Raw genomic sequence first — 22,538 nt, forward strand, 5'->3', positions numbered from 1 at the left:
CGTTGCGGGCCGTCGCCGCCGCATTGGCGAAATTGAGGCAGGATGCAAGTCTGCGCGCGCCGCGGCCGTTCTTTGTGGGCACGCGATCCGTTTTGTCCAGCATCGCACTCATGTCCAACACACAAACCGACGGCATGCCCATGCCCGCCCGAGTCTGGGCGGTCGCCACCGTCATGCTTGCCATCTCGCTCTCGGTGCTCGACGGCGCGATCGCCAACGTGGCATTGCCCACCATCGCGCGCGATCTGAACGCGAGCCCCGCCACATCCATCTGGATCGTCAACGCCTATCAGCTCGCCATCACCATCTCGCTGCTGCCGCTCGCCGCGCTCGGCGAAATCGTCAGTTATCGGAAGGTCTACACCGTCGGGCTGGCGCTCTTCACGCTGGCATCGCTCGCCTGCGCACTCTCGGACTCGCTCGTCACCCTGACCGTCGCCCGCGTGGCGCAAGGCTTCGGCGCGGCCGGCATCATGAGCGTCAACACCGCGCTCGTGAAGGCGATCTACCCGTCGCGCTGGCTCGGGCGCGGGGTCGCGCTCAACTCGCTGATCGTCGCCTTCTCGTCGGCAGCCGGTCCGACCATCGCGGCGGGCGTGCTCTCGGTCGCGCACTGGCCATGGCTTTTCGCGATCAACGTGCCGCTGGGCGTGGTCGCCTTCGCGATCGCCGTGCGCTCGCTGCCCGACAGCAAGCGCGCCTCGCATGCGTTCGACTGGACTGGCGCCGTGCTCAGCGCGCTGACCTTCGGTTTGCTGATTTCCGGCATCGACGCTTTCGGGCACGGTCAGGACCGCTGGCTCGTAGGGCTCGAACTGGCCGCGGCGGTCGTCATCGGCACGGTGTTCGTGCGCCGTCAACGCACACAGCCGGTACCTCTGCTGCCGGTCGACTTGCTGCGCATCCCGATCTTCGGCCTGTCGATCTGCACGTCGATGGCGTCGTTCTGCGCGCAGATGCTCGCGTTCGTGTCGCTGCCCTTCTTCCTGCAGGACACGCTCGGCTTCGACCACGTGCAGACCGGCCTGCTGATGACCGCCTGGCCGCTCACCATCATGGTCGTGGCGCCAATGGCCGGACGTTTGCTCGAACACTACAAGCCGGGCCTGCTCGGCGCAGTGGGACTTGCGGCCTTCGCGCTCGGCCTGCTCGCGCTCGGCTTGCTGCCACAGCATGCGACGACCGGCGACATCGTATGGCGCATGGCGCTGTGCGGCTTCGGTTTCGGCCTGTTCCAGTCACCCAACAACTACGCGATGCTCATGTCCGCGCCGGCCCACCGCAGCGGCGGCGCGAGCGGCATGCTGGGCACCGCGCGCCTGACCGGACAGACGACCGGCGCGGCACTCGTCGCCCTTGTCTTCAGCGTGGCGCCACAGGGCGCCGGCACGCGCGCATCGCTCTACGTGGCCGCGGCGTTCGCCGCGGTTGCGGCCGTCGTCAGCAGCCTGCGCACGCTGCCGTCCGCGCAGCCGGGTGCACGCTCCGCACGCGGATGACGCCCGCGCCCGCACGCGTGCCGGGCCGACATCTGGCCAGCCGCCTGGCCGTGCTACACTGCCGACCTTTTACGGCTCGCGCGCGCGGGCCGCAAATGCCATGAGTTTCTGCGCCATCGATTTCGGCACTTCGAATTCCGCCGTCGCCGTGCAAGACGGCGCGGCCATGCGTCTCGTCGAGCTCGAAGCCGGCTACGGCACGCTGCCGACCGCCGTCTTCTTCAACGCCGACGAAGGCGGTCGCGCGTCGTTCGGCCGTCAGGCCATCTCCGAATATATCGACGGATACGACGGCCGCCTGATGCGCTCGCTCAAGAGCCTGCTCGGCTCGTCCCTGATCGAGAGCACCACCGATCTCGGCAACGGCTGCGCAATGCGCTACATCGACATCATCGCCACGTTCCTGCGCCACCTGCGCTCGCACGCGCTCAGGGCGAGCGGCGGCGACCTCGAGCAAGTGGTGCTCGGCCGGCCGGTATTCTTCGTCGATGACGATCCGCGCGCCGACGCCGCCGCGCAGCGCTCGCTCGAACAGAGCGCTCTCGACGTCGGCTTCAAGGACGTGCAGTTCCAGTTCGAGCCGATCGCCGCGGCCTTCGACTACGAGTCGCGCCTCACGCAGGAGCAGCAGGTGCTCGTCGTGGACATCGGCGGCGGCACGTCCGACTTCTCGCTCGTTCGCGTGGGTCCGGAACGTGCGCGCCATCTGAACCGCAAGGACGACGTGCTGGCGCATCACGGCGTGCACATCGCCGGGACCGACTTCGATCGCCGCATCGAGCTCGCCACGATCCTGCGCGAGCTCGGCTACAAGTCGCTCGGCCCCGACGGCAAGGAGGTGCCCAGCCGGATCTATTTCGATCTGGCCACCTGGCACCTGATCAACACCGTGTACACGCCCAAGCGCGTGGGTGAACTCGCGCTCACCGCGCATCTGTACGCCGATCCGGCGCATCATCGTCGCCTCATGCGCACCGTCGAGCAGCGCCTCGGCCATGCGCTGGTGGGGCATGCGGAAGCTGCGAAGATCGACGTCGCCTCGGGCGGCGAGACGCGCATCGACCTCGGCGTCATCGAGCGCGACCTCGGCGTGGCATTTTCGGAAGCCTCGTTGGTGGAAGCGGTGAGCGAGGAGATCGCGCGCATTACGGCGGGCGCCGTGCATACCGCGTCGCTGGCCGGTTTGCGGGCCGAGGACGTCGATGCGCTCTACTTCACCGGCGGCTCGACCGGTCTTCGCTGTCTGTCCGGCGCCATGTGCGCCGCATTCCCCAACGCGGCGCCGGTCTTCGGCGATCGTCTGGCCAGCGTGGCGCTGGGCCTCGGCATTCACGCCAAGCGCGTGTTCGCCTGAGCGAACACGCCGTCCGCCAGACGTTACTGAAACGCGACTTCGTTGAAACTGCGCAGTTTCCGGCTGTGCAGCCGGTCCAGGCCGTTGTCGCGCAGCAGTTCCATTGCCTTCACGCCGATCTTCAGATGCTGGTCGACGCGTTCGCGGTAGAAGCGGTCGGCCATGCCGGGCAGCTTCAGCTCGCCGTGCAACGGCTTGTCGCTCACGCACAGTAGCGTGCCGTATGGCACGCGAAAGCGGAAACCGTTCGCCGCGATGGTCGCGCTTTCCATGTCCAGCGCAATCGCGCGGCTCTGACTCATGCGCTGTACCGGCTCGCGGTGATCGCGCAACTCCCAGTTGCGGTTGTCGACCGTAACGACCGTTCCCGTGCGCATCACGCGCTTGAGCTCGAAATCGTCCAGTTGCGTGACGTCGGCGACGGCCCGCTCGAGCGCGACCTGCACCTCGGCCAGCGGCGGCACCGGCACCCACAGCGGCAGATCGTCGTCGAGCACGTGGTCCTCGCGCACATAACCGTGCGCCAAGCAATAGTCGCCCAGACGCTGCGAGTTGCGCAGCCCGGCGCAGTGGCCGAGCATGATCCACGCATGCGGGCGCAGCACGGCGATGTGGTCGGTGATCGTCTTGGCGTTCGACGGACCGACGCCGATGTTCACCATCGTGATGCCCGTGTTGTCGGGGCGCACGAGATGGTACGCCGGCATCTGCGGCAGGCGCGCGGGCGCCGTGCCTTCCGACGCCCGCGCGGCGATGTTCTGATTCCAGTGCGTGACATTGCCCGGCTCGACGAATGCCGTGTACTGGCTGCGGTATTCGCGCACGGCAGGATCGTCGCTCGCACTCATCAACTCCCGCCCCAACTCCACGAACTCGTCGATGTAGAACTGGTAGTTCGTGAAAAGCACGTAGTTCTGGAAATTCTCGGGCGAGGTCGCCGTGTAGTGACGCAGGCGGTGCAGCGAATAATCCACGCGCGGCGCCGTGAAGAGCGCCAGCGGCAGGATCTCGTCGGGCAGCGGGTCGCGCGTGCCGTTCACGATACTGTCGTCCATCGTCGCAAGATCAGGCACGTCGAACACGGTGCGCATGGCACGCAGGTGCGTCTGGTCGAGGTCGCCTTCCAGATACACGCCGTCCTGGTAAGCGAAGTGCACGGGGATCGGCTCGTCGGAGACGCCCACTTCGAACGCCACACCGTGGTTGTGCGCCAGCCGGCGAAGCTGCTCGACGTAGTAGTTCTCGAACAGGTCGGGACGCGTGACGGTCGTCTGGTAGCTGCCCGGCCCGGACACGAAGCCATACGACAGACGCTTGTCGAGCTGGGTGATCTCTTCGGTGGTGATGCGGATGAACGGGTAATGCGCGCTCACGCGGCGCGCGAGATCCTTGTCGGTCGAGAATCGTTCGAAAGCGGCGCGCAGATAGGCCGTGTTAGCGTCGTAGATCGTCTTCAGGTAGGCGACGGCTTCCACCGGATCGGTGATCGATCGGGTGGCATGGACCGGTTCTTGTTCTGACATGCGCAAACCTCTTCTGTCTTTTTCATGATGTCGAGTATGCGCCTATTGTGACACGACTGTATGACGCGCGCGGTGGCGTGCGAGGCATGCGTGTGCCGCCGAAAGTGCCGGCCCGCGCCGGCCCGCGCCGCCCCGCGCCATCCCGCGCCATCCCGCGCGAATGCGACGACAGCGAGGCAGCGCTCAGTCCTCGAGCCGCATGCCCACCTTGAGCGTGACTTGCCAGTGAGCGACCTCGCCGTCTTCGATATGGCCGCGCGTTTCGGTGATCTCGAACCAGTTCAGGTTGCGCAGCGTCTTGCTCGCGCGTTCGATGGCGCACTTGACGGCGTCGTCGATGGACTTCGTCGACGAGCCCGTCAGCTCGATGTGCTTGTAGACGTGATCGGTCATGACAGTCTCCGGGTGAGTGAGGAGACTTTCCATCCTAGGCGCATGCTACTGCGGCCGCAAGTCGGTGTATTCCGACAGGGTGTCATCGGGCGCGTCGCCACCGGGACGGCCGGCAGCCCCGTCGTCGCGCTCGAGCCCGGGCGCACACGCGTGCGGCAAGCGCTGCGCGTCCTCCTGTGCGCGACGCAGCACGGCCGGCACCACGGTGTCGAGCGGCGTCGGAACGACATTGACGAGATTGCGGCGCACCTTCTGCAGCAACTGCGTGAGCTGCACCGTCTCGAAGGCCGTCAGCCCGTGCAACGCCTCGTTGCGCACTTCGTCTGAGAGCGCGCGGGCGATCTTCAGTTGCTCGACCGCGGCGCGCGTGACAAACAGGCGTTCGATGCGCGGGTCGCGCGCGTCGGGACGGCGACGCACCCAGCCCGCCTCTTCCATGCGCTCGAGCATGCGGGCGAGCGTCTGCGGCGGAGTTTCGAGAATGTCGGCCAGCACGGTCTGGCTCACGCCGCGATTGTCGGCGAGGTAGACGAGCAAGCGGCACTGCGCACGCGTCATCGGCAGCGTGCGTTGCGCGAACTGCTCGAAGCGGCGCCCGAACAGACGTTGGATGTCTGCCACGAGAAAGCCGAAACGTTGGGCGGAATCGGACACTTTCATAGGCCGCATTATGCTAAACATGTTTAGCGATATCAAGCCGGAACCGGCGCCGCGGCCGGTGGGCCGCCCGCTCGCGGCGCTTGCCGGTTCAGGGAGGTTCCCGGCGTGTTTCGCGCACCGGAATACGCGGCGACTCAGGCGGCCTGCACGTCCGAATCGCGACCGCTGCCATGGCCGAGCCAGTCGAGCGCGCCCTCGCCCCGGCTGCCCTCGCTGCCCGGTCCGGCGCGCCGCACGGCCACGCCGACGGCCAGTACGTCGATCGCCGCGAGGTGCAGAATGCGCGCGATCATCGTCACGTGCGCGCCCATCGTCTCGACGTGATCGTTCGGCAGCACCAGCGTTGCCTTGCGCGCCAGCGGGGAATTGCGCGCCGTGAGCGCGATCACCTTCGCACCGCGCTTGAGCGCGATGTCGACGGCGCGATTCAGATCCGGTGAACGGCCCGACGCCGAAATGGCAACCACGACGTCTCCTTCCCCGAGCAGCCCGGCCGACGCCTGCAACAGGTACGGGTCGCCATAGGCGATGGTCGGCATGCCGAAGCGGAAGAACTTGTAGTGCGCGTCCTGCGCGATGACACCCGAGTTGCCGAGGCCATAGAACTCGATGCGGCGTGCGCCGTCGAGCAGCGTCACCGCCGCCTCGACGGTGCGGGCGTCGAGATGCTCGCGCATCTGCAGGATCGACGACACGGTGTTGTCGAGCACCTTCGCGCTGAATTCGGCCGCCGAATCGCCCACGTGCACCTGACCGTGACGCACCGGCAGCGTGCCCGTGAGGGCGCTCGCCAGCTTGAGCTTGAAGTCGGACAGTCCCTGGCAGCCGAGCTTGCGGCAAAAACGGATCACGGTGGGCTGACTCACCCGTGCGAGACGCGCGATGTCCGCCACCGGCTCGGCCAGCAGCGCGCGCGGCTGCTTGAGCGTGAGGTCGGCCACGCGCTGCTCCGCCGGGCTCAGGCGATCGCGCAACCGGTGCAGCCGGTCGATCAACGCCCCCGCGCCGGCCGCGTGAGAGCCGAGCTGCTCCGCAAGGATCGCAGACGTGCCGAGGAACGCCGGGTGTGCGGCCGTGATGACGAACGTCGGAATCTTCTTCAGATAAGCCTCGAAGCGCCCCTTGGCTTCGAAGCGTTGACGAAACGGCGACGCCTCGAACAGTTCGCCGAGCTTGGGGATCACGCCACCGCCCAGATACACGCCGCCGACCGCCCCCAGCGACACCGCGACGTTGCCGGCAAGCGTGCCGAGCATCGCGCAGAAGCAGTCGACGGTCTCGCGCGCGAGCGCATCGCCCGCGTGCGCGCGCTTCACGATCGCCGGCGTCTCCAGCGCGTCGAGCGCTCGCCCCTCGCGCGCGGCGAGCGCCTGATAGACGAGCGCCATGCCCGGCCCCGCCACCAGACGCTCGAAGGACACATGCGGGAAGTGCTTCCAGGCGTAACGCAGCACGTCGATCTCGCGATCGTCGGCCGGCGCGAAGGTCGTGTGCCCGCCTTCGCTCCCCAGCGCGATCCAGCGATCGCCGGCCGGAATCAGGCCGGAGACGCCCACGCCGGTGCCCGGTCCGAGCAAGCCGAGCACGCCGTTGGGCCTGGGCTCGCCGCCGCCCACCTGGCGTTTCTCGTGCTCGGACAGATAAGGCAGCGCCATGGCGAGCGCGGTGAAATCGTTGACGACGAGCAGCGTCTCGAAGCGCAGTGCGCGGCGCGTGGCCTCGATCGAAAAGTGCCAGTCGCGGTTGGTCATGCGCACTTCGTCGCCCTCGATCGGGTTGGCGATGGCGACGGCCGCGTGCTGCACGGGTTCGGCGTGATCGGCGTCCTCGAGATAGGCGCGGATGACTTCGGGCACGCCGGCGAAGTCGTCGCAGGCGTAGTCGCGGATCTCCACGAGCTCGCCGGGCGCGATCTCGAGCGCGAAGCGGGCGTTGGTGCCGCCGATGTCGGCCAGAAGACGCGGGCCGCTCACGTGCGGTGGACTATGTCTCACTCCAGAAGACATCGATCGAGACTCCTTCAGTGTGAATCAACCGGGAGATGGCGTTGTCCTGCGGCTCGGCCTGCGCCGCCTCGAGCACGGCGCGCTTGGCCGGGCCCTGGATCTGCAGGACGAGGCGCTCGCAAGAGGCAAGCGCGGCGAGCGACCACGACACGCGCAGATGCGGCGCGCGCTGCGGCTGCACGAGCACGAACTTGTCGCGCGTGGTGATCGCTTCGCGCCACTGCGGCGCATCCGCGAACAGGGACGCGGTATGGCCGTCCTCGCCCATGCCCAGCACGCAGATCTGAGGCACGCCGTGCGTCCATGTGTCGTTGAGCGTGCGCACGTGCAGCGCGGCGGCACTCGACGTGTCGACGAGGGGCAGCCAGCGCGCCCCCGTTGCGCCGGGCAGCAGCGTCTCGGCAAGCAGGCGTGCGTTGCTCTGTTCGTGCGTGGGCGGCAGCCAGCGGTCGTCGGCCAGCGTGATGTCGACGTCGCGCCACGCCACGGGCAGGCGCGCCAGTTGCGCGAGAAACGCCCGCGGACTCGTGCCGCCCGAGACGGCGAGCAACGCGCGCGGCCGGATCGTGAGCGCTTCGTCGATGCCTGCCACGACGGCGTTTGCCAGCGCGAGCGCCTGCGCTTCGCGCGTAGGATAGGTTCTCCAGCGGATCATGCGCGTCCGTCTCCGAAGACTTGGGGCTTTGCCCTTGTGCGCCCCGGCCCGTTCGCCGGGGTGGCGTCAGTTCTCTTCTTCCACCCAGCATCGGCCCGACTGCGCGAGCAATGCGCTCGCCGCCGGGGGCCCCCACGTGCCGGCGGCATAGCGCTTCGGCCCCTTGGCCTGCCGCGCCCAGTACGCCTGGATCGGCGCCACCCAGCGCCATGCCTGCTCCTGCTCGTCGCGGCGCACGAAGAGGGCGAGACGCCCGTTGATCACGTCGAGCAGCAACCGCTCGTAGGCGTCCATCCGGTGCCCCTTGAAGAACTGGTCGAACGCCAGATCGAGGTGTACGGTCTGCAGGTTCATGCCTTCGCCCGGCTGCTTGGCGAGGCAGTACAGGCGGATCGACTCGTTGGGCTGCAGGCGGATCACCAGACGATTTGCGCCGGGCTGCGCGGTGGCTTCGCCAAGCAGCGGGTACGGCGTGGCGCGATAGTTGACGACGATTTCCGCAACGCGCTCGCCGAGCCGCTTGCCCGTGCGCAGGTAGAACGGCACGCCGGCCCAGCGCCAGTTGTCGATCTCCGCCTTGAGCGCGACGAACGTCTCGGTCTGGCTGTCCGGGGGCACGCCGGGCTCGTCCACGTAGGCGGGCACGGCGGACTTGTCGATGGCGCCGCCGCCGTACTGGCCGCGCACGACGTTGTGCGCCACGCTCTCGTCGTCCATCTGCCGCAGCGAGCGCAGCACGCGCAGCTTCTCGTCGCGCACCGCATCGGCGTTCATCGACAGCGGCGGCTCCATGGCCACGATGGCCAGCAGTTGCAGCAAGTGGTTCTGCACCATGTCGCGCAACGCGCCGGTCTGCTCGTAGAACTCGCCACGCCCTTCCACGCCAATGGCCTCGGCGATGGTGATCTGAATGCTATCGATCAGTTCGCGCCGCCACAGCGGCTCGAAAATCGCGTTGCCGAACCGCAGCGCGAGCAGGTTCTGCACCGCCTCCTTTCCGAGGTAGTGGTCGATCCGATAGATCTGGTCTTCGCGGAAGATGGCGCCGACGGCGTCGTTGATGCCTTCGGAGGACGCCAGATCGTTGCCGAGCGGCTTTTCGAGCACGATGCGGCTGTTCTCGTTGAGCCCGGCGCTGCGCAGGCCCTCGCAGATCGGGATGAACAGCGACGGCCCGGTCGCCAGATAGAAGATGCGCACGCCCTGGCGCCTGGACAGCCGCTCGGCCAGCACCCGGAACTCGGCCTCGCGGCCGAGATCGAGCGGCATGTAATCGATGGTGGCGAGAAAGCGCTTCCACGTCGGCTCGTCCCACACGTCCGGCTTGATGTGCGCGCGCACGTGCTGCTCGCACCAGGCGTGATAGCCGGCGGCGTCCATCGAGGTGCGGGCCACGGCCAGGATGCGTCCGGCGGTGTCGGTGTGCGCGCCGGCTTCCAGTTGCCCGGTGCAGAACGCCCGGAACAGGGCCGGCAGCACCTTGCGCAGCGACAAATCGCCGGTGGCGCCGAAGAGGACAAAGGTATAGGGTGAAAGCGTGTTCATGGACAGCGTGGACTCCGTGCAGTCAGACGCGTCCGAGGCTTGCGCAAAGCGCGGATGGACTCGGTCGGCGTCACCGGAAAAGCGCAACTTTGACACTGCATTGTAGTTTAACTACACTGCAAATCAACAAAATCTCGTGCTTTGACTACATCGAAGGCGATGCAGCGCAAGGCGCACCCAGCCAGCATGCGAGACACGCCGCAGGCTTCGGGCGCGTGACCCGCATGGGGCGACCCACAACGTCCCGGAATCACCATGACTCAGTCTTCGCACAACGTGTCGCTGCATCCCGTGGTAGAGCGCGTGACCGAGCGACTCATCCGCCGCAGCCGGGCGACCCGCCAGGCGTATCTCGAAGGCGTCGCGCGCGCCATGCACGGGCAGCCCGGGCGCGAGAAGCTCGGCTGCGCCAACCTCGCGCACGCCATGGCCGCCGCGCCCGCCGACGACCGTCTCAAGCTGCGCACCGAACGCGCGCCCAACATCGGCATCGTCACCGCCTACAACGACATGCTCTCGGCGCACGCGCCGTTCGCCGAATTTCCCGACATCATCAAGTCCGCCGCGCGCGCGCACGGCGCGAGCGCGCAGGTCGCCGGCGGCGTGCCGGCGATGTGCGACGGCGTCACGCAGGGTTACGCCGGCATGGAGCTCTCGCTGTTCTCGCGCGACGTGATCGCGCTCGCCTCGGCCGTCGCGCTCTCGCACCAGACGTTCGACGCCGCCATGTTCCTTGGCGTGTGCGACAAGATCGTGCCGGGGCTCGTGATCGCCGCGCAGGCGTTCGGCCATCTGCCGGCCGTATTCGCGCCGGCCGGCCCCATGCCCTCCGGCCTGCCGAACGACGAAAAGTCGCGCATCCGGCAGGAATACGCGGCCGGACGCATTACGCGCGCCGCGCTGCTCGACGCCGAGCTGGCCGCCTATCATACCCAGGGCACCTGCACGTTCTACGGCACGGCCAACAGCAATCAGATGCTCATGGAATTCATGGGCCTGCACCTGCCCGGCGCGTCGTTCGTCAACCCGCACACGCCGCTGCGGCACGCGCTCACGCAGGCGGCCACCGCGCGCGCCGTGGCGCTCGCCAGGTCGGGCATCAACACGTCGCAAATTCTCGACGAGCGCGCCTTCGTGAACGGCGTGGTGGGACTTCACGCCACCGGCGGCTCGACGAACCACACACTGCATCTCGTGGCGATGGCGCACGCGGGCGGCATTCTGCTCGATTGGGAGGATTTCGCCGATCTGTCGAATGTCACGCCGCTGCTCGCGCATGTCTACCCGAGCGGCAAGGCCGACGTGAACCAGTTCCACGCCGCGGGCGGGCTCAACTTCCTGATCCGCGAGCTGCTCGACGCCGGCCTGCTGCACGAGAACGTGACGACCGTCATGGGGCATGGCCTGCGCGCGTACACGCAGGAAGTCTTCCTGCGCGACGACGTGCTCTCGTGGCAGGAGGCACCGGCACAGAGTCTCGACGAGACCATCGTGCGGCCGGCCTCGCGCCCGTTCGCGCCGGAGGGCGGCCTGCGCATGCTCCACGGCAACCTCGGTCGGGCGGTGATCAAGTCGTCCGCCGTGAAGCCGGAGCATCGGACAGTGCGCGCACCGGCACGCGTGTTCTCCGATCAGGAATCGGCGCAGGCGGCATTCAAGGCGGGCGAGCTCACGCGCGACGTGATCGTGGTGGTGCGTTTCCAGGGGCCGCGCGCGAACGGTATGCCCGAGCTGCACAAGCTCATGCCGATGCTCGGCCTGCTGCAGGACGAGGGCCACCATGTGGCGCTCGTGACCGACGGCCGCATGTCCGGAGCGTCGGGCAAGGTGCCGGCGGCCATTCACCTCTCGCCCGAAGCGCACGACGGGGGCATGCTCGCAAGGGTGCAGGACGGGGACATCATCTCGATCGACTGCGAGAAGAACCTGCTCCATTGCGAAGTGGACGACGCCACGCTCGCCGCCCGCGCGCCCGAGCCGGTGCCGCCGCGGCCGTTCGATCCGTGGCGCAACCTGTTCCAACTGTTTCGCGACAACGTCGGTGCAGCGCCGCACGGCGCGTGCGTGCTCTTCAATGATGCGCAATACGGCGACGCGCAGCATCCCGACGCGTTCTGAGACGGCCGCGCCACCGCCAAAATCGAGGAATCGAGGCGTCAAGAATCTTGACGCCTTTTTTATTCGCGCGTCCCTAGACTGGCTTCGTCCTCACTCCCGTCTTTATCGACACGCCGCCATGCCCGTCATTGCCGAACGCGCCAGTCTCGAACCTCCCGATGCACCCGATGCACCCGGTGCACCCGATGCGCCAGCCTCGCCCATGCGGGCGCGCCGCGCGACCTCCCCGCGCTTGCGTCTTGACGCCACGCTGGACATCACGCTGAGCCGCGCCGCCGTTTCCTCGCTTGCCATCACGCTCGCGATGAGCCTGCCGCTGCCGTGGCGCGTCGAGACGATCCGTCCGATCCGGCGCGACACGGCGGCCGTCGTGTCGATCGCGTTGCCGCGCGGGCAAGCCTCGCATGCCATGCACGTGGTCATGCAGTCGCTGCCCGAGGCCGAATTCGGCGCGCTGCGCCGGCAGCCTGCCGCCTGAGCGCCAGGCCGTCCGGCCCATTTTGGCGTCGCCCCGATTCGTTTCCGTTTTTTCTCACCATGAACGCAACCATTTTTCAGGGCGTGTGGATTCCGCTCGTCACTCCAATGACCGGTGCCAATGGCGCCGACATCGATCGCAACGCATTCGCGCGGCTGGTCGACTACTACCTTGCTGCGGGAGTGGACGGCTTCGTGGTGGCCGGCACGACCGGCGAAGGCGCCCTGCTCGCGCCAGACGAACGCCGCTGGCTCGTGGAGACCGCATGCCATCTCGCGCACGGCCACGCGCCGGTGCTCGCCGGGGTGGGTGCGGCCGACACCGCCAATGCAGCGCGGCAGATGCGCCATCTCGACGATTTGCCGCTTGCCGGCTACCTCGTGCCGCCACCGTACTATCTGCGTCCGTCGCAGGAAGGCATTCTGTGGCATTACCGCACGCTCGCCGCCGGCACGCGCAAGCCGCTCGTGCTCTACAACGTACCGCTGCGCACCGGCGTGACGCTCGCGGTGCAGACGATTCGCGAGCTGGCATCGCACGACGCGTTCGCCGCAATCAAGGAATGCGACGCGCATCCGCTCGTGCATCTGCCGTCGCAGACGACGCTGCGCGTGCTGTGCGGCGACGACATGCAGCTGCTCGCCGCGCTGCGCGCCGGCGCCACCGGCGGCATCTCGGCCGCGGCGCATGTGCGCCCCGATCTCTATCTGAAGCTCGTGCGGTACGTGCGCGATGGCGATCTGTCGCGCGCCGCGACGCTCTTCAATGGCATGAGGCCGCTCATCCGGCGACTCTTTAGCGAACCGAATCCGGTAGCGATCAAGGCCGCGCTCGCCTCGCTCGGCTTGTGCGGGCCGGCCGTGCGCCGGCCGCTCATGCCATGTACCGATGGGCTTCGCCGGGACATCGACGCGCAGCTCGAAGTGACGATGGCCTTTTGAGCCGCACCGCCACACGCGACCTTCCCCTTGCGTGAGCTCGCCCATGGATGACATCGATCAACGCCACCGCACCGTCGCCCGATTGCTCATCAAGCTCTCGGGCACCACGCTGGCGCGGCTCGCCTGCGCGAGCGGAATCGCCGCCAGCACGATTTCTCGCTGGGTCCACGGCGAGCGCTGCGTGCTGGGCGCTTCGTCCCGTGACAGGCTGCTTGCCGCGCTCGGCGCGGTCAGCGACGGCACGCACGTGCGCCTCGCACCGCGCGCCCCGGGGGCGGCACAGCCCGTCTTTCGGATCAACGGGCTCGTGCAGGCCGAGCGCTTCGCCACCCTCGCCGCGCTCACCGCCACGCGCTTCGTGGCCGCACGCGAGGCGTGTCAGGCCCAAACGCGCCAGGAAATGCTCGTGAGCGTCGTCACGGACCTCACGGGCGAGGTCACCGCGCGGCTCGTCGGCACGCGCGAGGCGCTCGACGAGCTCTACGCGGCGCTCGACATCGCCGTGTCGCCGAACCGGCGCTCGCGCGTTACTGCCACCCGAAGCGACGCGCGAACATGCCCTTCATCATCTGCGTGAGTACCGCGTAGGCGAGCAGGATCGCGGCGAGCATCGGGAAGTACGCGAGCGGCAGCGCCTGCAGCCGGAACGTCTCGGCGAACGGCGAGAGCGGCAGCATCACGCCGATCAGCATCACCGCGCCGGTCATGAGCAGGAGCGGCCACGCGGCGCGGCTTTGCACGAACGGGATGCGGCGCGTGCGAATCAGGTGCACGATGAGCGTCTGCGAGAGCAGGCCCTCGACGAACCAGCCCGACTGGAACAGGCTCTGGTGCGCGGCGCCGTTCGCGCCGAACAGATGCCACATCGCCACGAACGTCAGTACGTCGAAAATCGAGCTGATCGGCCCGAAGAACACCATGAAGCGCGACAGGTCGGCCGGGTTCCATTGCTGCGGGCGCATGAGCTGCTCGGGGTCGACGTTATCGAACGGGATCGTCGTCTGCGACAGGTCGTAGAGCAGGTTTTGCGTGAGCAGCTGCAGCGGCAGCATCGGCAGGAACGGCAGGAAGGCGCTGGCGATCAGCACCGAGAAGACATTGCCGAAGTTCGAGCTGGCCGTCATCTTGATGTACTTGAGCATGTTCGCGAAGGTGCGACGCCCTTCGATCACCCCCTGCTCCAGCACCATCAGACTCTTTTCCAGCAGGATCAGATCGGCCGCTTCCTTCGCGATATCCACCGCCGTGTCCACGGAAATGCCGATGTCCGCCGCGCGCAGTGCCGGCGCGTCGTTGATGCCGTCGCCCATGAAGCCCACCACGTGGCCGTTCGCGCGCAGCATGTGCACGATGCGCTCCTTGTGGGCCGGCGTGAGCTTCGCGAACACGTTGGCGCGCTCCACAGTGCGGGCCAGTTCGGTGTCGCTCATCGATTCGATCTCATCGCCGAGCACGCAGCCGGTCACCGCAAGCCCCACTTCTCGGCACACCTTGACGGTCACGAGGTCGTTGTCGCCCGTGAGCACCTTCACGTCGACACCGCAAGCCGCCAGCGCCTGGAGCGCCGGTGCGGTCGACTCCTTGGGCGGATCGAGGAACGCGATGTAGCCCACGAGCACCAGTTCGCGCTCGTCGGCAACGCTGTAGCGCTCGCGCACGGGCGGCAGATGGCGGGTGGCCACCGCTACCACGCGCAGGCCTTCGGCGTTCAGGTCCGCGGTTACCCGACGCAGGCGGGCGAGCACGTCCGGTGTGAGCGGCTCGACGTTCGCGCCGTGCTGCACACGGTTGCACACCGCCATCACTTCCTCGACGGCGCCCTTGCAGATGAGCTCGTGATGCTCGCCGTTCTCGCTCACGACGACCGACATGCGACGGCGCTCGAAGTCGAACGGAATCTCGTCGATCTTGCGATAGCGGTTCACCACGTCCAGACGCTGGTGCAGCTCGGCGTGATCGAGCACGGCCACGTCGAGCAGGTTCTTCAGACCGGTCTGGTAGAAACTGTTCAGGTAGGCGTACTCGAGCACGTCTTCGCTGGCGTGGCCCCACACGTCGGTGTGGCGCTCCAGGCAGATGCGATCCTGCGTGAGGGTGCCGGTCTTGTCGGTGCACAGCACGTCCATGGCGCCGAAGTTCTGGATCGCGTCGAGCCGCTTGACGATGACTTTCTTGCGCGAGAGCACCACCGCGCCCTTGGCGAGCGTGGCGGTCACGATCATCGGCAGCATCTCGGGCGTGAGACCCACGGCCACCGACAGCGCGAAGAGCGACGCTTCGAGCCAGTCGTGTTTGGTGAGGCCGTTGACGACCAGCACGATCGGCGTCATGACCAGCATGAAGCGGATCAGCACCCACGAGACGCGATTGACGCCTTGCTGGAACGACGTGACGGCCGGACGCTGCGCCGTCACGCGCTGGGCGAGCGAGCCGAAGAAGGTGCGCGCGCCCGTCGCCACCACGACCGCCGTGGCCGAGCCGCTCACCACGTTGGTGCCCATGAATGCGAGATTGTCGTAGGTGAGCGGATTGTCGCCAACGCTGCCCTCGCCCGCATGCGCGAATTTTTCCACCGGCAGCGCTTCGCCGGTGAGCGCCGACTGCGAGACGAACAGGTCTTTGGCCGCGAGAATGCGCACGTCCGCCGGGATCATGTCGCCCGCCGCGAGCAGCACGATGTCCCCGGGCACGAGCTGCGCGAGCGCAATCTCGCGCCCCATGCGGCCCAGGTGCCGCACATTGTCGAGCCCTGCGGTCGCACCGCTCAGCGCTTCGCGGCGCAGCACGGTCGCGGTGGTGCTCACCATCGCCTTGAGCTTTTCCGCCGCCTTGTTCGAGCGCGCCTCCTGCATGAACCGCAACACCGTGGAAATGATCACCATCGACGAGATGATGATCGTTCCCTCGGTGTCGTCGGTCGCATAGGACACGGCGGCCAGCGCCGAGAGCAGCAGGTTGAACGGATTGCGATAGCACTGGAACAGATGACGCCACCACGGCAGAGGCTTCTCGTGCTCCACTTCGTTGGTGCCAACGTGCGCGCGCACGCTCGCGGCTTCGTCGTCGGACAGGCCCTGGCGGGTCGTGCCCAGGCGCGCGAGCAGATCCGGGCCGGTCTCGCGCGCGGCATCGAGCAGACCGGGCAGACCGGGTGGTGCCAGGTGGCCGGCATTCGGCGCATCGAGGGTTTCGAGCATGTCGCCGCGGCGGAAAAGGCGCAGGCCAAGGCGCGCGCCCAGCACCGCGATGAAACGCTCGCCGAGGGTGAGAGCTTGTTGCATCGGATACATCCTTGAGGAAATGCGAGGCGGGCGCGTCGGCCGCGCCTCGCCAAAGTCATGAAACGGTGTGTCAGCGGGTCGCTTTCGCGCGACGGACCTGCGCGCGCAGCCACCGACCGAGACGACCGGGACGACCGAGACGATCAAGAGGGCCAAGACCGCCCCAGCCCCGGCCACGCTCGCCCCGCGCCTCGCCAGCTTCGGGGGGCGCACCGACGCGATAGTGATGCAGACACTCGGCCGGCAGCATGAGGGCTTGCGGATTGCCCGCGCGAAGGGTCATGGAATAACGGAACACGACGAATCTCCCGGCCTCACGGCGTCGCGCCCGGCGCGCATCATGCGCGGGCGGTCGCCGCCGCCGCCCGGATCATCTGACCCGGGGCGAACGGTCGGACAGCAAGCGCATGCGCACGGCCGAGTCGCCCGTGCGGCAAACGTAAAACTGGTTAGGGAGCGTGCTACGAACGATGAACGTCTGCGATCCGGCGCGTCGCCGCGCGCCAGGCGCGCGAAGGCCAGAGGAATCAGCGAAATCCGCGAATCGAGACAATCCGCGACGGACTTGAGGCGAACTCGAGACGAACATCAGAGGTGCGCGCCAACCCGGCTATGCGAGTCAGCGGCGGGGAAATCCCGGGGACTAACTCGCGGTGGTGGTGTCGACCTGCGTCGACCGGCAACTACCACTAGAACAACTGTCCACGGAAGGATCTCCTGAGAGCTATGACGGCGCGATTCTACCCTCGAGTGCGTCGAAAGAAAAGTGACAATTCAAGGTGTTACAAAATGATGACAATGGAAACTTTGCAGTGCGCGGCGACTCAGTCAGAATCTGTCACGTTTTCGTCATCAACCGCCTGCCGGCGGCCGTCGATACGCCGGCATCGCGCGTGAAGCCCCATGCTGCCGGACGGTATGGCGGCCCCGCGGCCGGCATCGCTCCGGAACTCATGGAATCGCTCAACCGCGCCGTCTTTCTGGCCATCAACGCCTCGCCCAACGTCAGCGAAGGCGAACTGGCCATCGCCGTATTCCTCGCCAAGTACCTGATCCTGCTGCTCCCGGCCGGGCTCGTCACGCTGTGGCTCGCCGGCGGGCGCGATCGCGAAGGAGCCGTGCATGGCCTGCTCGGCGTGGCGCTGGTGCTGCTGATCAACTTCGTCATCGGGCTGGCGTGGTTCGAGCCGCGTCCGTTCGTCGTCGGCCTCGGCACGAACCTGCTGGCGCATGCGCCGACGAGCGCGTTTCCGAGCAATCACGCGTCGATCATGTTCACCTCGGCGTTCGTGCTGATGGGCACCGTGGCGCGAACGCCCCGTATGCTCGGCAAGCTCGTGCTGCTCTGCGCCCTGCCCGTGTGCTGGGCGCGCGTCTATCTTGGCGTGCATTGGCCGATCGACATGCTCGGCGGGCTGTGCGTGTCGATCGTCGCCGCGCTCGTCATGCGCACGGGCGCCGCGCGCGAGACGAGCCGCATTGCCGCCGCCGTGCTCGAAGGCGTCTACCGCCGCCTGCTGGCCTGGCCGATCGCGCGCGGCTGGCTGCGTCGATGACGCGAAGCGCCCAGGCGCCAATGCCCGCCAATGCCCGCCAATGCCCGCCAATGCTCGCCAATACCGGACCGGTCGTCGATCTGCCGAAGATTGTCTGAAGCCTTGTCAGGAATTTGCCGGGAGCGGCGCGAAGGTGTCGCGAAACGGCTGAGGGGGCGGGAGGTTGGGAGACTCGGGAGATCCGAATCTCCCAATGGCGTTGCCAGGAGGGAAATCAGCGGTGGTATTCGCCGGCGGCTTCGGGCTGGTAGTCGATGCCGAGCAGTTCGAGCTCGATGCGATGACCGCCCGGCACTTGCCAGTGAATCGATTGGCCGACGCGCAATCCGAGCAGCGCGCTGCCCACCGGCGCCAACACCGAAATACCGTTCTCCGTGTTCGCGAGATGCTGCGGATAGACCAGCGTCACGCGATGCTCCTGCTGCGTGGCCAGATCGCGATAGCGCACCACCGAATTCATCGTGGCGACGTCGGCCGGCATCTGCTCCGGCTCGACGACGCTCGCCCGGGCGAGCTCTGTTTCGAGTGCCTCCACATACGGCAATGCCGCGCGCGGCGCCTGCGCCATGAGCGCCTCGAGGCGATCGAGGTCGAGGCTCGAGACAGTGATCGAAGGACGTTGCGAGTTGACGGTGGACATGTCGATGGGCCTGTTTTTCCTTGACGTTGAGTGAATTGCCTTCAATCTAACAGAAGGCCCGCGCCGCGAGAAGTCCCGGACTCTGGCCGCATCCGCTAGAATCGACGCATTCGGGACCGCCCGCCGGGCCTGCGTCGCGCAGCCGTTTTTGCCGCGCCGCAACGCCCTCCGGCGGCCAGACGCATCCTTCATTTCCCGTGCCGGCAACGCGCTGCACGACGCCGCGGCTCGCCCGCCCGCGTTGTACGCCCCGCCCGTGCCGGCCTTATCAGGTAAAGAGGCACCATGTCCGAACACAGCACGAATGCCGCGCTCTTCGAGCGCGCCCAGCAGACCATTCCCGGCGGCGTGAATTCGCCCGTGCGCGCGTTTCGCTCGGTCGGCGGCACGCCGCGCTTCATCGCCCGCGCCCAGGGCCCGTACATGTGGGACGCCGAAGGCGCGCGCTACATCGATTACATCGGCTCGTGGGGACCGATGATCGTGGGCCATCTCCACCCGGAAGTGGTCGCCGCCGTGCAGCACGCCATGTCGCAAGGCTTCAGCTTCGGCGCGCCGACCGAGGCCGAAGTGACCATGGCAGAGGAAATCTGCCGTCTCGTACCGTCCATCGAACAGGTGCGCCTGGTGTCCTCGGGCACCGAAGCGACGATGAGCGCGCTGCGCCTCGCACGCGGCTTCACCGGCCGCAACAAGATCGTGAAGTTCGAAGGCTGCTACCACGGCCACGCCGACAGCCTGCTCGTCAAGGCGGGCTCGGGGCTGCTCACGTTCGCCGACTCCACGCGCAACGCGCCGTCGTCGGCCGGCGTCCCGCCCGAGGTCACGCGCGACACGCTCGTGCTCGAGTACAACAATGTCGAGCAGCTGCGCGAACTGTTCGCCGGCCAGGGCGGCGAAATCGCGGCCGTGATTGTCGAGCCCGTGGCCGGCAACATGAACCTCGTGCGCGGCTCGCGTAATTTCCTGCAGACGCTGCGCGAGCTGTGTACGGCCCACGGCGCCGTGCTCATCTTCGACGAAGTGATGTGCGGTTTCCGCGTCGGGCTGGGCGGTGCGCAGGCGCTCTACGGCATCACGGCCGATCTCACGTGCCTGGGCAAAGTGATCGGCGGCGGCATGCCGGCCGCGGCCTTCGGCGGACGCCGCGACATCATGTCGCACCTCGCGCCGCTGGGGGGCGTCTACCAGGCCGGCACGCTCTCGGGCAACCCGCTGGCCGTCGCCGCGGGCCTCGCGACGCTCAAGCTCATTCAGGCGCCCGGCTTCTACGAGGATCTGGCCAAGCGCACGTCGAAACTGGTGACAGGCCTCGTCGAGGCGGCGCAGGCCGCCGGCGTGCCGTTCTCGGGCGACAGCGTGGGCGGCATGTTCGGCCTGTACTTCCGTGCGAACGTGCCGCAGAGCTTCGCCGAGGTGACGACCTCCGACGTCGCGCGCTTCAACAAGTTCTTCCACGCGATGCTCGATCGCGGCGTCTATCTCGCACCGAGCGCATTCGAAGCAGGCTTCGTCTCGGCCGCGCACGACGACGCGGTCCTCGACGCGACCCTCGAGGCCGCGCGCGACGCATTCCGCACGCTCGCATGAGCGTCATGTGCGCGCGGCGCACGCCCGATCCCGCTACCGGTCATTCCGTTCGACCATAACAAGGAAACTCATCATGCAAATGCTGCTGCCGACCCGCCTGCCTCAGTCGATCTTGCGCTGGCTCGCCATGGGACTCCTCGCGTCGCTGCTCAGCGCGTGCGGGTACAACGAAATCCAGGTCAAGGACGAAGCCGTCAAGGCGGCGTGGAGCGAAGTGGTCAACCAGTACCAGCGGCGCGCGGATCTGGTGCCCAACCTGGTGAACACCGTGAAAGGCTACGCGGCGCACGAGCAAACGACGCTCACCGACGTGATCAACGCCCGTGCCAAGGCGACGAGGATCACCGTCACGCCGGAGACGCTCAACGATCCCGAAGCATTCAAGAAATTCCAGCAGGCTCAGGGCGAACTCTCGGGCGCGCTCTCGCGCCTGATGGCCGTGTCGGAGAACTACCCGAACCTGAAGGCCGACGGCCTGTTCCGGGATCTGCAGTCGCAGCTCGAAGGCACGGAGAACCGCATCACGGTAGCGCGCAATCGCTACATCCAGTCGGTGCAGGACTACAACGTGTACGTGCGCCAATTCCCGAACAATCTGACCGCCAAGATGTTCGGCTACGGACCGAAGCCGAACTTCACGGTCGAGAACGAGAAAGCCATCTCGACGGCGCCGACGGTCAAGTTCTGAGAGTCGCGCCATGGCCGCCGTTGCGCTGTTCCGGTCATCGTCCTCGCCCGCCGCGGCGCACCTGCCGCACCGGCTGGGTCGGCCGCGCACGGACGTGCCGGCGCCAAGGCTGGCACGCCGCGCACCGCTCGGCGCGTCGCCCGGTTCGTCGCCCGGTTCGTCGTCTGGTTCGCTCCTTGGCGCCTGCCTTGGTGCGCTCTATGCCGTGCTGCTGGCATGCCTGTGCTGGTTCGCGCTGCCCGCCAGCGCCGAGGAAGGGGTGGCCGTGCCCGCCCTCACCGCGCGCGTCACCGACCTGACGGGCACGCTCACGGCCGAGCAGCGCAACGCGCTCGAGACCCAGCTCGCGCAATACGAGCAGCAGCGCGGCAGCCAGATCTTCATCCTGATGGTGCCGACGACCGCGCCCCAGACCATCGACCAGTACAGCATCCGCGTGGCGGACGCATGGAAGGCCGGGCGCAAGGGCGTGGACGACGGCGTCATCCTGCTCATCGCGAAGGACAATCCGAATGACTTGCGCAAGATGCGCATCGAGGTCGGACGCGGCGTGCAGGGCTCGCTCACCGACGCGATCGCCGGCCGGATCCTGCGTGACGTGATGGCGCCGCGCTTGCGCAGCGGCGACTTCTTCGGCGGCCTCGCCGCCGGCGTCGCAGCGGTGCAGGCGGCCATGAACAACGAGGCGCTGCCGGCGCCGAACCTGCCGTCGACGCGCGCGCCGCACGGCGATCTGTCCGACTTCCTGCCGCTGCTCTTCATTGTCTTCATCATCGGCATGGTGGTGCTCATGGAGAGCCGTCGGCGCTTCCGAGGGCCGGGGCTGCCCGGCGCCGACCTGAACGACCCGCGCTCGCGCGTGCTCACCGGCCAGCGCGGCCGCATCGGCGCGGGCGGCTTCGGGACCGGCCTGGGGGGCGGCTTGGGCGGATTTGGCGGCTGGGGGCGCGGCGGTGGCGACGGTGGCTTCGGTGGCTTCGGTGGCGGCGGCGGCGGCGGTGGCGGCGGTTTCGGCGGCGGCGGCGGTGGCGGCTTCGACGGCGGCGGCTCGTCCGGGAACTGGTGACGGCCATGACACACGAGGCAATCGCGATGCAGCACAAGCCACACGACATCTCACGCTGGCTGCGCCATTTTGGCACCTGGCGCGCCCACGCCCGCTGGCTTTTTCCCGACAAGGCGCTCGACGCGCTGGAAGCCGCGATCCGCGCGTCCGAGCGCGAGCACCGCTGCGAGATCCGTCTGGTCATCGAGGCGGCCATGCCGCTCGCGGCGGTGTGGCAAGGCCAGAGCTGCCGGCAGCGCGCCGTGCATCTGTTTCGCCAGCTGGGCATTGCGCACACCGGCGAGCGCACGGGCATACTGCTGTATATCAACGTCGCGGACCACGATATCGAGCTAGTGGCCGACAAGGGCGTCAACGCGCTGGTGCCCGCCCGGAAATGGGATGCCGTCGTCGCGCAGATGAGCGCCGGCTTCCGTGACGAACGCTATGTGGAGAGCGTGCTCGGCGCTCTCGACACCCTGCGCGGCATTGCGCGCGAATCCCTGCCGGCTCACGCCGGCGCCGAGTCGGACAATGCCCTGACCGACCGGCCGCTGATGATCTGA

19 protein-coding genes are annotated in these 22,538 nt (G+C 67.7%); 11 read left to right on the forward strand and 8 right to left on the reverse strand.

Annotated features, from left to right (window positions below):
* The first annotated feature begins 110 nt into the window (after nt 1-110).
* Nucleotides 111-1,499, forward strand: coding sequence for an MFS transporter (locus CDN36_RS16335; RefSeq protein WP_287497287.1), 1,389 nt, complete (start codon nt 111-113; stop codon nt 1,497-1,499).
* 100 nt (nt 1,500-1,599) lie between these two features.
* Nucleotides 1,600-2,853 carry an Hsp70 family protein gene (locus CDN36_RS16340; RefSeq protein ID WP_150556554.1) on the forward strand — a complete coding sequence of 418 codons (1,254 nt, stop codon included), beginning with the start codon at nt 1,600-1,602 and terminating at the stop codon, nt 2,851-2,853.
* Between the two features lie 23 nt (nt 2,854-2,876).
* Here the strand turns inward: CDN36_RS16340 and CDN36_RS16345 are convergent, their stop codons facing one another.
* The 6 genes from CDN36_RS16345 to zwf all read right to left on the reverse strand — a co-directional run bounded on the left by CDN36_RS16345 (nt 2,877) and on the right by zwf (nt 9,635).
* A complete protein-coding gene (locus CDN36_RS16345) occupies nt 2,877-4,376 on the reverse strand; it encodes an AMP nucleosidase (protein ID WP_287497288.1) in 1,500 nt (499 codons plus the stop codon).
* A 183-nt stretch (nt 4,377-4,559) separates the two neighbouring features.
* Nucleotides 4,560-4,769, reverse strand: a complete 210-nt coding sequence (locus tag CDN36_RS16350) for a dodecin (RefSeq protein WP_150556552.1) — start codon at nt 4,767-4,769, stop codon at nt 4,560-4,562.
* A 45-nt stretch (nt 4,770-4,814) separates the two neighbouring features.
* Complete coding sequence (locus CDN36_RS16355; protein WP_174966436.1) at nt 4,815-5,429, reverse strand: MarR family winged helix-turn-helix transcriptional regulator; 615 nt, start codon at nt 5,427-5,429, stop codon at nt 4,815-4,817.
* A gap of 134 nt (nt 5,430-5,563) precedes the next feature.
* Nucleotides 5,564-7,435 (reverse strand): bifunctional transcriptional regulator/glucokinase, encoded by a 1,872-nt coding sequence (locus CDN36_RS16360; protein WP_287497289.1) that lies wholly within the window; start codon nt 7,433-7,435, stop codon nt 5,564-5,566.
* Nucleotides 7,413-8,090 (reverse strand): 6-phosphogluconolactonase, encoded by a 678-nt coding sequence (gene pgl / locus CDN36_RS16365; RefSeq protein ID WP_150556550.1) that lies wholly within the window; start codon nt 8,088-8,090, stop codon nt 7,413-7,415. Before pgl ends, CDN36_RS16360 begins: the two co-directional genes overlap by 23 nt.
* A 66-nt stretch (nt 8,091-8,156) precedes the next feature.
* Nucleotides 8,157-9,635, reverse strand: a complete 1,479-nt coding sequence (gene zwf / locus CDN36_RS16370; RefSeq protein WP_287497290.1) for a glucose-6-phosphate dehydrogenase — start codon at nt 9,633-9,635, stop codon at nt 8,157-8,159.
* A gap of 255 nt (nt 9,636-9,890) precedes the next feature.
* On the opposite strand from zwf, the gene edd reads away from it, so the two are divergent.
* The 4 genes from edd (at nt 9,891) to CDN36_RS16390 (ending at nt 13,749) form a co-directional block, all read left to right on the forward strand.
* Nucleotides 9,891-11,753 (forward strand): phosphogluconate dehydratase, encoded by a 1,863-nt coding sequence (edd, locus tag CDN36_RS16375; protein ID WP_287497291.1) that lies wholly within the window; start codon nt 9,891-9,893, stop codon nt 11,751-11,753.
* 118 nt (nt 11,754-11,871) lie between these two features.
* Nucleotides 11,872-12,231, forward strand: a complete 360-nt coding sequence (locus CDN36_RS16380) for a hypothetical protein (RefSeq protein WP_287497292.1) — start codon at nt 11,872-11,874, stop codon at nt 12,229-12,231.
* A gap of 59 nt (nt 12,232-12,290) precedes the next feature.
* Nucleotides 12,291-13,172 carry a 4-hydroxy-tetrahydrodipicolinate synthase gene (gene dapA / locus CDN36_RS16385; protein ID WP_287497293.1) on the forward strand — a complete coding sequence of 294 codons (882 nt, stop codon included), beginning with the start codon at nt 12,291-12,293 and terminating at the stop codon, nt 13,170-13,172.
* A gap of 43 nt (nt 13,173-13,215) precedes the next feature.
* Complete coding sequence (locus CDN36_RS16390) at nt 13,216-13,749, forward strand: helix-turn-helix domain-containing protein (RefSeq protein ID WP_287497294.1); 534 nt, start codon at nt 13,216-13,218, stop codon at nt 13,747-13,749.
* Here CDN36_RS16390 and mgtA read toward each other — a convergent pair.
* Nucleotides 13,700-16,453, reverse strand: coding sequence for a magnesium-translocating P-type ATPase (gene mgtA, locus CDN36_RS16395; RefSeq protein ID WP_287497295.1), 2,754 nt, complete (start codon nt 16,451-16,453; stop codon nt 13,700-13,702). The two genes, CDN36_RS16390 and mgtA, sit on opposite strands and share 50 nt — an antisense overlap.
* A gap of 812 nt (nt 16,454-17,265) precedes the next feature.
* On the opposite strand from mgtA, the gene CDN36_RS16400 reads away from it, so the two are divergent.
* Nucleotides 17,266-18,009, forward strand: coding sequence for a phosphatase PAP2 family protein (locus CDN36_RS16400; protein ID WP_287497296.1), 744 nt, complete (start codon nt 17,266-17,268; stop codon nt 18,007-18,009).
* Nucleotides 18,010-18,223: 214 nt separating this feature from the next.
* Here CDN36_RS16400 and rnk read toward each other — a convergent pair whose 3' ends face one another.
* Nucleotides 18,224-18,649, reverse strand: a complete 426-nt coding sequence (gene rnk, locus CDN36_RS16405; protein ID WP_150556543.1) for a nucleoside diphosphate kinase regulator — start codon at nt 18,647-18,649, stop codon at nt 18,224-18,226.
* Between the two features lie 285 nt (nt 18,650-18,934).
* Between rnk and hemL the strand changes: the two genes are divergently transcribed.
* The 4 genes from hemL to CDN36_RS16425 all read left to right on the forward strand — a co-directional run bounded on the left by hemL (nt 18,935) and on the right by CDN36_RS16425 (nt 22,538).
* Nucleotides 18,935-20,239 (forward strand): glutamate-1-semialdehyde 2,1-aminomutase, encoded by a 1,305-nt coding sequence (gene hemL, locus CDN36_RS16410; RefSeq protein WP_150556542.1) that lies wholly within the window; start codon nt 18,935-18,937, stop codon nt 20,237-20,239.
* A gap of 73 nt (nt 20,240-20,312) precedes the next feature.
* Nucleotides 20,313-20,927, forward strand: a complete 615-nt coding sequence (locus tag CDN36_RS16415) for a LemA family protein (RefSeq protein WP_287497297.1) — start codon at nt 20,313-20,315, stop codon at nt 20,925-20,927.
* Between the two features lie 10 nt (nt 20,928-20,937).
* Nucleotides 20,938-21,993 carry a TPM domain-containing protein gene (locus tag CDN36_RS16420; protein WP_287497298.1) on the forward strand — a complete coding sequence of 352 codons (1,056 nt, stop codon included), beginning with the start codon at nt 20,938-20,940 and terminating at the stop codon, nt 21,991-21,993.
* Between the two features lie 5 nt (nt 21,994-21,998).
* Entirely contained in the window at nt 21,999-22,538 is a 540-nt protein-coding gene (locus CDN36_RS16425) for a TPM domain-containing protein (protein ID WP_287497299.1), read from the forward strand.

It is taken from the genome of Pandoraea sp. CB10b_02, from assembly GCF_002216225.1.
Classification (GTDB): Bacteria; Pseudomonadota; Gammaproteobacteria; order Burkholderiales; family Burkholderiaceae; genus Pandoraea; species Pandoraea nosoerga.